This is a genomic window from Hyella patelloides LEGE 07179 (assembly GCF_900659865.1).
GTDB lineage: Bacteria > Cyanobacteriota > Cyanobacteriia > Cyanobacteriales > Xenococcaceae > Hyella > Hyella patelloides.
Genome location: NZ_LR213984.1, coordinates 1 through 12,014 on the forward strand (window position 1 = coordinate 1; position 12,014 = coordinate 12,014).

Genomic DNA, 12,014 nt, shown 5'->3' on the forward strand with positions numbered 1-12,014 from the left:
GGCGTTGCTGATTTAGCGAACGAGTGCGCGACGGCGAAGCCGAGTCCTTTAGGGGTCTTGGGCGGGGCTTACAAGTTCTGCCGTGAAACGACAGAATCAGCCCCTTGGGTTTCCCTCAATGAGCAACTCGTTCAAGACAGGTATGAAATCAATAATGATAAGGTTCGTAGCTCTAAGCTCTAAGCTCTAAGCTTTCTAAAGATTTATAAAAAAGCTCTAATTTTTAAAATCATACTTTGATTCAGCAACGCCGTTTTTTATAACTTAGTAGAGTTAAGTAATAGATAGTAGGTAGTAAGTAATCTCTATCGGATAGACGTAAAGCTCCAATATAAACTTTGCGATCCTAATTTTATATTATATTTAATTACTCATACCTACTTACCTTATTTAATTGTTTTTCTCAGTCAAAGTTTTTAACTCAGCAGCAGTTATTTCTGGCTTTCCAGATAAAGGAAAAACTAAAATACTTTTAACAGCTTTACTTTCTATTAGTTGCGGTAAACGATGAAATTGGCGATCGGTAATAGCAACTCCATCATATTTTTTGACATAGTTTAATTCTTCTTTAAAACCTTTTTCGTTATAAGCTTGAATAAATACTCGATCTACGCCCCATTTTTTCCAATCAGCAGCAAAGTATCTTTTCGCCCAATAGGGATTATGGTGACAAATATCAAAACTAACATTGGGGTTAGCCTCTTTCATTGCAGAAATCATTTCTTGCACAAATTTCGTTAAATGTTCAGTGCGATCTACTTTGCCTGGTAACTCTGCATGATAACCCAAATAATCATCCCACTGTACTGCGTCAATTTCGGGATATTTTTTGACAAATTCTACTAAGATATCACGGAAAAAATTAGCAACTTCTGGATTCTCAACATCTAATACATAATGGTCAACTCCAGCATAAGTTCTATCTACTCCAGGTACTAGCCATTTTTTATCAACTGCTAAATCAAAAATAGGACTATTCTTATCTATTTTAATTCCTTTTTCAAAATAAGCATGAACTTCCATTCCTTGCTTATGAGCTTCATCTATTAACCAGTTAAGCCATCGATCGCGAAACAAATTAGGACAACTTTTAAAACCTAATTTTTGCTGCATCACTTCACTATTATACATAGTACAAGCGTTACCCCAAACTCCATGGATAATCGTATTAATTCCTTGAGATTTATAGTATCGTACTCGTTGACGAATCATGGCTTCGCTAGCATTATTAGTGATTTGATAGCGACTAAAATAAATGCCTCTAATCTCTTTTTGTTGCCAGTTATTAACAGGTATCGGTTTTGTTGTTTGGGTATTAGTTTCTGGAGGAGTAGCTGCTTCGTTATCTGGTTGAGGTGTCGTTTTTGGCGGAGTAACTGGTTGATTATTGTGTTGGGGTTTAGCTGTTACTACAGGTGTAGTGGGTAAATTATTTTGGGGTGAATTACTATTATTTGGTGTTGTTGAAGGTACAACAGGAGAAGTGGGTAAATTAGGATTCTCAATAATAGGCGCAGCAGGAAGAGTGGGGGTAGGAGTTAAAGCTGGAGCAACTTCTTCTCCTTTGATTCTCGATACTAAATGATTGACATCAGGAATACCATATTTACTAAATGCCCAATAACCACCACCAATAAAAAGTAAGATTACAGAAATGGGAATATTAGCACAGCCACAGCCATTGGGTTTCTTTTTAGAAGTCATGATTAATTAAGTAATAAGTAATAAGTAATAAGTAATAAGTGATAAGTGATAAGTGATAAGTGATAAGTGATAAGTGATAAGTGATAAGTGATAAGTGATAAGTGATAAGTGATAAGTGATAAGTGATAAGTGATAAGTGATAAATTTTATAATATATAATTATTTTAGTCATATAAATGAATAACATTGATTAGATTTACAGCAAACATATTTGAGAATCAAATTCCTAGATAACTCATCTATCTAATCTCGTTTAATCATACTTAATAGTTATTCATTGTTTATCGATCGCTAATAAGTGAAATGTTGAATTTACATAAAGAGTTATAGGGGCAAATAGAGCAGTTTTCAATGGAGGGTTTTGGTTGGTAATTACCTGCTACTATTTCGGTTACTAATTGTTCGGCTTCAAATGAGATCGCATCTAAATTAATTTCCTCAAAACTATATACATAATTATGTCTTAAGTAAGCAATATATGCATGGTTATAACCCAATGCTTGAGAATATGCCCACAATTGAAAACGATGATGTTCTGGATTGATAAGGCGATCGCTTTTATAATCTAAGAGCCAATCTTTACCTAATAAATCCACTACTCCAGAGAAGTTTATTTTGCCTATTTTTAAATTAACGGGATGTTCTTTTTTAATTGCAGTATCCCGAAATATTTTATAAGTATTGCTGTTTAAAAAGTCAGCAACTAAATCTAAAGCTTCGGTGACGGTTTCTTGTGACAAACTATGACTACAAAAAGGCGTTAAACGAGTCGTGTTAGTAATATTATGTTCTAATGCTTTATGAACTAAAGAGCCAATTTCCATCCCGTAAGCAATACCTTCTCCTACCCCTGGATGTCCTTGAAGATATTGAAATTGAAACCGATAAGGACAACGAGCATATTCGGTTAAAGCAGTTACAGGTAATTCAAAAATTCCAGAGCCTACAGAGTTAATTAATAAGGCGGGGCTGCTATTAGGTATTGGTGGCAAAGGTGCAGCAGTAAAGAATGATTTTTTCGCTTCAAAAGGAATAATTTCTATGGGAATTTCCGCAGCAGCTAAACCAGGAGAAAGAAGTTTTAAATCTCCTTTATCTTCTTGATTGGCAGTCAGAATCAAGTAATCTCTGGCTCTAGTAAGAGCTACATACAATACGCGCAAAGCTTCCACTGATTCTTGGTTTTGTTTTTGATTTTCCAGCCACTTATATAAAACTGGTTTTTGGTAATTGTTACGATCGTCTTTACTTTTAACTGCTACACCCCATTCACGGCTAAAATAAACCGTAGGGTATGATGGGGGCTTTTCTTTATTTAAGTCTGCTACCACTACTAATGACCTTTCTAAACCCTTCGCTGCGTAAATAGTCATTAACGCCACTGCATTATCTATTTCTAAAGTTGGGCGAGCAATTTGCGCCTCATTATCGTATAGTTGCTTTAAATCGCGAACAACTCCAAAAATATCTTGTGTACCTGCTTCTAACTCTTTGATAAACTCTCTAAAGCCTTTCCAATCAGCTAAACGCCTTTTTCCTCCAGCAAGGTTACTAATAATTGCGGTATAGCCTGTTAAGCGATCGCTTTTTTGCAGTAATCTAGAAGGAGGATCGATATCCCTTTGCTCTAATAACTCAGTTAATACCCTGACAGGGTATTCTAATTCTGGATAATCACTGCTCTGGATACTTTCCCACCAGCTAGGTCGATCTTCTTTATCTTGTCGCGGAAAAGTTTGGGCAATTTGGAATAAAATGCGATCGGAAATAGCAAACCAAGGACTTCGTAATACTGCCACTAAAGCGATATTATCTTGAGTATCAGCCAAAAAGCGCAATAATGCCCAACAATCTTTAGCCTCTCTGGTAGTTAATAAATTTCCCCCTCCTGCTGGTGCAATAGGAATTCCTAAAGCAGATATAGCCTCACCATATATTTCTAAAGGCGACCATGTACGAGTTAAAACTAGAATATCTCCTGGCTCTATAGGACGCAATGTTTGGCTTTGCTTATCATGTACCAGCGTCTTATTATCTAGTATTTGTTCGATCCTCGCTGCAATATGGTAAGCTTCAACCCTCTGACGTTGACTCTTATCTGTCTCCTTATCTGATGCAACAGCAAAAACCTGAATATAAGGAACAAATTTTTCAGATAAAGACGTTTCATGAAACGTCTCTACACTATTTTCTATTGTCTTTCCGTCTCCGTTGCTCCCCTGCTCTCCATTAGGTGAAAACTCCCGATAGGCAACTAAATCTTGCTGATTCTCTCCTAATAAAGGCTGAAAAATTTGATTAATTTGAGTAATTAAAGGTTGATGAGTGCGAAAGCTAGTGCTTAAGACTACCTCTTTACCTTGATTTTGCAAAATATTTTCTCTAAAATCGGCAAATACCCGAATATCAGCGCGACGAAAACCATATATAGATTGCTTGATATCCCCAACTATAGTCAACTCTACATTACTGGTTAAAGCTTTTAATAACTCGGCTTGAGTAGGGTTAGTATCTTGAAACTCATCAACCAAAAACACTCGCCATCGCTGCTGATAATATTCTCTCACTTGAGGATTAGCCAAAGCCTTTAATGCGTAAATCTCCAAATCAGCAAAAGTTAAAACCCTTGCTTGCTGTTTTAGCTGAGTTAAATGGTTAGTAACATCTCGATAAGCTTCTGTTAAAGCAGGTAGCATTTTCTGTAATCTGGCATCTGCTTCTGATAACTTTAAATCAATTAAACCCTCTTTGATAACTTCTTTAGTTAACTCTCTAATTTCTTTAAGAGCATTTTTAACTATAGTGATATCTTGCCAATTTTTTTTACTTCCTACATTGAGTTTAATTTTATCAAGAACAGCTATCAAATGATTACTGTAATTACCCTCTTCTAACTCTTCAATTGCTACAACCACATCCTGACGAATCGTTTCTAATTTATCACCCGAATTACCGATATTTTTCAGCAAAATATCTCTAGACTTTTGCCATAAATCATGGTTAAATAATTTTTTTAAAGCTTCTTTTCTACCGAGATTAATTAACGCTTCCCAATCTTGAATACCTTGTTGTAAAGCTTTTTCTGCTGTATAGGGATCGTTCAATAAACAATTGATAGTTTCCTTCATTAAAGAATAAGGAATATCTGTAAAACATTGGGGAGGAAGATTAGCCAATGCAGCTTCAATCCCTTCTTGTAGCCAAATTTTTGCCTTGGCATCCTCTAAAACCGCGAAATTAGCAGGAATTCCTGCAACCTCTGAATTTTCCTGACAAATACGACCAGCTAAAGCGTGAATAGTACTGATTGGTGCTGCTTCCAACTCCGCTAAAACATAAAAACGATCTGGTAGATTCTCTTTAATTAAACCACGAATTCGCGATCGCAATTCTCGAGCAGCTTTTTCAGTAAAAGTAACAGCCACAATTTGTAAAGGAGAAATGTTTCGATTTTGGAGATAAAAGAGAAATCTCTCTGTTAATAAATGAGTTTTTCCTGTACCTGCACTCGCTACTACTATTACACTAGAAGAAGTATAAACTGCTGCTTTTTGCTCTGGGGTAAGACTCATTAGTTAACAATATTTAATTCAAAACGATAAGCAATATAATTAAAAATATTACTTATTATTTAATCGTAAAGGTGGGATAATGTAGAGTACAAGGTGTTAATTTGAAACATAAAACATAATAGCATTGCTGATGAAACCCCAAAAATACCCAACACTTTAATCATCCCACCTACATCGCCATAAAATTCTGTAGTGATTATCAATCCAAATATTCCACGATTTCTTCTGTGGGAAAACGAACTTTAGGTTTATCCGCAGCAGGATCATCTTCAGCACGATATCCTACAGGACAAACTACAACAGCACTATATCCTTTTTCTGGTAATCCTAAAACTCGGTCATACTCACTAGGAACAAAACCCTCCATAGGACAAGTATCGATATCTAACATCGCAGCATAAGTCATCAGGAATCCCAAAGCAATATAGACTTGTCTGGTTGACCAACTATTAACCTCAAAAGGAAAAGGCGGATTATTGAGAAATCCTTTGACCATTCCGCCAAACTGTTCTAATTTTTCTATAGGGACTTGCTGCACTTGTGCCATTCTTTGAACGTAGCGATCGACATCAGCATCGTCTAGATTCTTTTTAATTGCCAGTACTACCAAGTGGGAAGCATCAACAACTTGTTTTTGTCCCCAAGAGTGGGGTAATAATAGTTCGCGAGTTTCGGAATTCTGGACAATAAAAAACTTCCATGGTTGCAAACCAAAAGAAGACGGAGAAAGAACTAAACTTTGCTCTAACAACTGCCATACTGAATCAGGAATTTTTTTTGTCGAATCAAACTTTTTCACGGCGTAACGCCACTTCAGTTTTTCCAAGGCATTTTCTGGTGTCATGGCAATATTCGTAAATTACAAATCTTTTTCAGATTACATATATACACTAACCCCTCGAGCGAAAACAGAATAAAGCGATACTTAGGTAACTAAGCAATCTTAACCATTTAATAATTAATTAAATTCAGTTACTAAGGTATAATGGAGAAACGTCAGGTGCAATTAAAAACCCAGGCATAAATACAGAATTGTTTCCAATTGTTCGAGTATCTGTTACAATAACTTAACAATAGCAATTTTATGATCGTGATTATCTAAAATATCCGATTCATAGAAATTTATTAGTAGTCAGAGGCGATATCTTGCCTTGCTCGCCGAATAACTTAAATATTTATCGAGTTATCACAGGGGAAGTTATAAATTTAGTAACTTGACCAACGGTTGCAGTAAGCTTCGTCTTAATCTTGGTACAATGCCTATCGAGTCGCAAGTCGGCTCCAGTCAGTATCAAATTTACGACAGAGTAAACCTGTAATCATCATAGGGATATTGAGTCTGACGCAACAAAAAACTCCTTGTCTACAATTAGTAATGGTCATTAATAATAGGTAAAGTATGGCAGAAAAGCCAACTATAGCCATATCCCATTTGGGGTGTGAGAAAAACCGTATTGATTCTGAACATATGATAGGCTTGCTAGCACAAGCTGGTTATCAAGTTGACTCCAACGAAGAGTTAGCAGATTATGTAGTCGTTAATACTTGCAGTTTTATTCAAGCTGCTAGAGAAGAATCAGTCCGCACGCTAGTAGAGCTAGCAGAAGCCGATAAGAAAATTGTTATCACAGGCTGCATGGCACAGCACTTTCAAGAAGAACTGCTAGAAGAAATTCCTGAAGCGGTGGCAGTAGTCGGTAGTAGTGACTATCATAAGATAGTTGATGTTATCCAAAGAACAGAAAAGGGTGAAAGAGTAACAGAGATTTCCCAAGAACCCACATATATTGCTGATGAAACAGTTCCTCGGTACCGTACAACTACTGAAGGGGTAGCCTACGTTAGAGTAGCCGAAGGTTGTGACTATAGATGTGCTTTTTGTATCATACCGCACTTGCGAGGTAATCAGCGATCGCGGACAATTGAATCTATTGTCACAGAAGTAGAACAATTAGCAGCCCAAGGGGTACAAGAGGTTATCTTAATTTCCCAAATTACAACTAATTACGGAGTAGATATCTACGGGAAACCCAAACTAGCAGAATTACTGACTGTTTTGGGTAAAACTGATATCCCCTGGATCAGAATTCATTATGCTTATCCCACAGGATTGACTTCTAATGTAATTTTAGCTATCCGCGACACTCCCAACATTTTACCCTATCTCGATCTACCGCTACAGCATTCTCATCCTGAAATTTTGCGGGCGATGAATCGTCCTTGGCAGGGTAGGGTTAATGATGGCATCATAGAAAAAATTAAAGAAGCTTTACCTAATGCTATTCTTCGCACCACCTTTATTGTCGGCTTTCCAGGGGAAACTGAAGCCCATTTCCAACATTTAACAGAATTTGTTCAGCGTCATCAGTTCGATCACGTAGGTGTTTTTACCTTCTCCCCAGAAGAAGGAACTCCTGCATACAAGAGGTCAAACCAAATCCCTCAAGAGATTATGGATCGCCGTCGTGAGACTTTGATGTTAATTCAACAACCGATTTCTGCTCGTAATAATCAAGCTTGTTTCGGCAAAACCGTTGATGTCTTGATCGAACAGGAAAACCCCAATACAGGGGAACTAATCGGACGCTGCGCTAGATTTGCTCCAGAGGTAGACGGCATGGTCTATGTACGCGGAGAAGCGTCTTTGGGGTCAATAGTTCCCGTAACTATTACGGCGACAGACACCTACGATCTTTATGGCGAAGTTGTTCCTGTAGCAGCTTATTCGGCAGTCTGATTTTGATTAGTAAACAGCCTTTTTATTTCCCCTTGAAAATATCAAGAGGAACGCCATAGTTAAACTGCTAAAAACTGTAAAGTTTTTTTTAAGTAAACTCTGTAAAAACACAAAACACAAAAGTAAGTTATGACAATCACTTTCAAAGAATTAGGACTATCTGATGCTTGTGCAGAACAACTAGAAAGTCTAGGTTTCGCTGAACCTACTCAAATTCAACAAGAAGCAATTCCTTCTTTACTTCAAGGGCGAGATATTTTTGGTCAATCCCAAACAGGTACGGGTAAAACCGCAGCCTTCTCTTTGCCTTCACTAGAGCTATTAGACCCTAAGAATAAGGCAGTACAAGTACTTATTCTGACTCCTACCCGCGAATTGGCTCAACAGGTAGGAGAAGCGATTAAAGACTTCATCGGCGATCGCAGAATTTATGTACTAAACGTCTATGGTGGTCAATCTATCGAAAGACAAATCACTGCCCTACGAAAAGGAGTACAGGTAGTTGTTGGTACGCCAGGAAGAGTTATCGATCTTTTAGAACGACGTAAATTACATCTGGATCAATTAAAAGTAGCAGTCCTTGATGAAGCCGATGAAATGTTAAGCATGGGCTTTATTGATGATGTAAAAACTATTTTACGTCAAGCACCTTCTGAGAAACAAACAGTCTGTTTTTCCGCTACTATGCCCAGAGAGATTAAGGATTTGGTACAGCAATTCTTACAATCTCCTGTAATGATCAAAGTGCAACAACAGCAAGCTGCACCTACAAGAATCGATCAGCACGTTTACATTGTTCCCCGTGGCTGGCCCAAATATAAAGCTCTACAGCCAATCCTAGAGATTGAAGAACCAGAAACCGCGATTATCTTTGTTCGTACCAAACGCACCGCTAATGAACTAGCTATCAAGCTTCAAGAAGCAGGACACAGTGTAGATGAGTATCATGGTAATTTAAGCCAAGGACAGCGCGAACGCCTAGTAAAACGCTTCCGTGACGGCAAAATTCGCATGATTGTAGCCACAGACATCGCTGCCAGAGGTCTAGATGTTGATGATTTAAGTCATGTTATTAACTACGACTTACCTGATAATGCCGAAACCTATATCCATCGTATCGGTCGTACTGGTCGTGCAGGAAAAACAGGTACAGCAATTGCTCTCGTGCAACCAGGCGATCGCAGAATGCTCAAACAAATTGAGCGTCGTCTTCGCCAAAAAATAGAAACAGCTCAAATCCCCAGTCGCAGTCAAGTAGAAGCCAAACGCATCGCTAAACTCAAAACCAGAGTTAAAGATACTCTCGCCGATGAAAGGGTAGCTTCCTTCTTACCTCTAGTGAGAGAGTTGAGCGACGAATACGATCCCCAAGCAATCGCTGCTGCTGCTCTACAAATGGTTTACGATCAAAATTGTCCTCAATGGATGAAAGGAGATTGGGAAGTACCCGAAGATGGTTTCGCCAAACCCATTATCAAGAAAAAATCTGGTCGTGGAGGCTATCGTAAAGACCGTTTTCGTGGCAAATCTGGGAATCGTAACAGATACCAGGGTAAAATGAGGTCTGAAGTTGTTATTAGTGAAAAGTAATAGCTAATTATAGCGATCGCGATCGAGTTTTAAGTGTTGAGTTAACCAAGTCTGAAGAGTTGCAGTATATTAGAGTCCTGCCCAACTTAGACCAAACTTAGAGCTTAAAACTCTACTTGTTTTGTTTAATAGCAACTAATAACTAAACAAATTATTAATAGCTGATTATTGTGACTCCGATTATTCCTGCTGATACTATAGCCAAATCACCTGCCATTGCAACTCGCGCCAACAACTGGCAAGGTTTAATAGAAACCTATCGTTCTTATCTTCCTGTGAGTGAAGCTACCCCAGTAGTAACTTTGCTAGAAGGTAATACGCCGTTAATTCCTGTACCTTCTATCAGCGATCGTATTGGTCGTCAGGTTAAGGTGTCTATCAAGTACGATGGTCTTAATCCTACGGGTAGCTTCAAAGACCGAGGTATGACCATGGCAATATCCAAAGCCAAGGAAGCAGGAGCAAAAGCGGTAATTTGTGCCAGTACAGGAAATACATCGGCATCAGCAGCAGCCTATGCCAGAAGAGCAGGAATGAGAGCGTTTGTGATTATTCCTGATGGTTATGTAGCTTTAGGAAAGTTAGCTCAAGCATTACTTTATGGTGCAGAAGTGATTGCCATTAAAGGTAACTTTGATGATGCGCTAAAAATTGTGCGAGAAGCATCTGAAAACTATCCTGTTACCCTTGTTAACTCAGTTAATCCCTATCGCTTACAAGGACAGAAAACCGCAGCTTTTGAAGTAGTAGATGTCTTAGGAGATGCTCCAGATTGGTTGTGTATTCCTGTGGGTAATGCAGGAAACATCACCGCTTATTGGATGGGCTTTAATGAATATTATCAAGTAAATAAATGTGGTAAATTACCTAAAATGATGGGCTTTCAGGCTGCTGGTGCTGCACCCTTTATCTCTGGCGCACCTGTACCCAACCCTGAAACAATGGCTACAGCAATTCGGATTGGGAATCCTGCAAATTGGGACAAAGCCCTTAATGCCCAGAAAAGCAGTGAAGGAGAGTTTAATGCTGTCACCGATCGAGAAATTTTAGATGCTTATCGCATCCTAGCCTCTGAAGAAGGTATCTTTTGCGAACCTGCATCCGCAGCCTCCGTTGCGGGTTTATTAAAAGTAAAAGATCGCGTACCTGCTAATTCTAATATTGTTTGTGTCTTAACTGGTAACGGTTTAAAAGACCCCGACAGCGCGATTACCCACAGCATCAACGAGACATACAAAGATATCGAACCAAATTTAGCCGATGTCGCCAAAGTTATGGGATTTTGATCCCAGATTATTTAGTATTTGTTATCAATCCAATATTAGTAGGGGCTTTTCGTTGCAAAGCCCCTAATATTTTAGATATTCTTCAAAAGTTAATCTGTAAGACAAAATGCGATCGCAGATAAGATGAATTCTCATGCATTAGCTAGAGAGATAAAGCATTAGTAAAACATTCCCAACGAGCTAAAAAGATCAGAATATCTGTAGATACTGTTGATTCTGACCTTCCCATAGCAGTAGTTTCTATGAACCCTAAAGGACTAGCGAAGCCGTCGCAAGTCGCTACAATCCGACCTGTCCTAAAATTACTGAAAGACTATAAGCTAGTAGTGATAGGCGATAGAGAATACAGAAGCACAGATGAGCGCATTTTGGCTTACTAAAAAGAAAATCTATTTTATTCTTAGATTAAATAAGAGTACTAAAATTAAACCTCGTTATAAAAAATATCAATCTCTTGATTCTTTAGAGATCAAACCAGGAGACAAAGTTTTAGATACTAAAGTCTTGGTAACAGAAGAGAAAAGGCAAGATAGATTTAATGTGGTAGTTTATTGGAAAAGAAAATACAATAACAAACAACTGCCAAATCCCTGGTATTTACTAACTAATCTCGAAAATAAAGAGGAAGTTATCAAGATATTTACCGCGTGGCGGCAAGAAAGCTTCGTCCTTTAGGTAGGAGATGAATCGCCGCGCCACCACTTGAAGGAAGAAGGAAGAAGATCGATGTGAAGAGGGTTATCTAGATAGCTTTTGTAAAGTAGAAACCATTATTTTTTGCATTTCTTCTACTTCGTTCATTGCATTTGTAAATAGTTCTGGTTTAGCTGACATTCCGCAGATAATTTTCTCAAGGAAATAATTAAATGAATTTGCTTGAATATAGCCGTTTATAGCAATCGCCAATCTTCAAAAACACCAAATAATATATTAGTTCTTATTCTGTTTCTAAAATCGCTGTATTCTCTATCTCTTAAAGTGTGTAGACTAAATTGCTCAAAAATCACGAAGAAATTAAATTTTTCTGCGGAATGTGAGGTTTAGCTAAACCTACTTTTTTAGCAATAATTAATTGAGTATCTAATTCTCTTAAACTGCCAAGAGCAATCTGAAGATAACGAACAT

The 12,014-nt window shown here is 37.8% G+C and carries 10 protein-coding genes; 5 read left to right on the top strand and 5 right to left on the bottom strand.

Annotated features, from left to right (window positions below; all coding sequences use genetic code 11):
* The coding region (locus H1P_RS37690) for a hypothetical protein (RefSeq protein ID WP_222427217.1) at positions 1 to 183 on the top strand (183 nt) is incomplete at its 5' end.
* A gap of 207 nt (positions 184 to 390) precedes the next feature.
* Here H1P_RS37690 and H1P_RS24830 read toward each other — a convergent pair.
* The 3 genes from H1P_RS24830 to H1P_RS24845 all read right to left on the bottom strand — a co-directional run bounded on the left by H1P_RS24830 (position 391) and on the right by H1P_RS24845 (position 6,120).
* Positions 391 to 1,704, bottom strand: a complete 1,314-nt coding sequence (locus H1P_RS24830) for a family 10 glycosylhydrolase (protein WP_144872385.1) — start codon at positions 1,702 to 1,704, stop codon at positions 391 to 393.
* A gap of 281 nt (positions 1,705 to 1,985) precedes the next feature.
* Entirely contained in the window at positions 1,986 to 5,276 is a 3,291-nt protein-coding gene (locus H1P_RS24840; protein WP_144872389.1) for a UvrD-helicase domain-containing protein, read from the bottom strand.
* 199 nt (positions 5,277 to 5,475) lie between these two features.
* On the bottom strand, positions 5,476 to 6,120 hold the full coding sequence (locus H1P_RS24845; RefSeq protein WP_144872392.1) for an NAD(P)H-dependent oxidoreductase: 645 nt from the start codon (positions 6,118 to 6,120) through the stop codon (positions 5,476 to 5,478).
* Positions 6,121 to 6,675: 555 nt separating this feature from the next.
* On the opposite strand from H1P_RS24845, the gene rimO reads away from it, so the two are divergent.
* The 4 genes from rimO (at position 6,676) to H1P_RS24865 (ending at position 11,564) form a co-directional block, all read left to right on the top strand.
* A complete protein-coding gene (gene rimO / locus H1P_RS24850) occupies positions 6,676 to 8,013 on the top strand; it encodes a 30S ribosomal protein S12 methylthiotransferase RimO (protein WP_144872395.1) in 1,338 nt (445 codons plus the stop codon).
* Positions 8,014 to 8,142: 129 nt separating this feature from the next.
* Complete coding sequence (locus tag H1P_RS24855; RefSeq protein ID WP_144872398.1) at positions 8,143 to 9,603, top strand: DEAD/DEAH box helicase; 1,461 nt, start codon at positions 8,143 to 8,145, stop codon at positions 9,601 to 9,603.
* Positions 9,604 to 9,782: 179 nt separating this feature from the next.
* Positions 9,783 to 10,889 (top strand): threonine synthase, encoded by a 1,107-nt coding sequence (thrC, locus tag H1P_RS24860; protein ID WP_222427218.1) that lies wholly within the window; start codon positions 9,783 to 9,785, stop codon positions 10,887 to 10,889.
* A 357-nt stretch (positions 10,890 to 11,246) separates the two neighbouring features.
* Complete coding sequence (locus tag H1P_RS24865; RefSeq protein ID WP_144872404.1) at positions 11,247 to 11,564, top strand: hypothetical protein; 318 nt, start codon at positions 11,247 to 11,249, stop codon at positions 11,562 to 11,564.
* A 63-nt stretch (positions 11,565 to 11,627) separates the two neighbouring features.
* On the opposite strand, the gene H1P_RS36485 is transcribed toward H1P_RS24865, so the two are convergent.
* Together H1P_RS36485 and H1P_RS39505 are read right to left on the bottom strand one after the other, a co-directional pair.
* Positions 11,628 to 11,795 (bottom strand): hypothetical protein, encoded by a 168-nt coding sequence (locus H1P_RS36485; RefSeq protein ID WP_186376133.1) that lies wholly within the window; start codon positions 11,793 to 11,795, stop codon positions 11,628 to 11,630.
* A 97-nt stretch (positions 11,796 to 11,892) separates the two neighbouring features.
* Positions 11,893 to 12,014, bottom strand: a 122-nt coding sequence (locus tag H1P_RS39505) for a four helix bundle protein (protein ID WP_144872407.1), incomplete at its 5' end; no start/stop codon positions are given.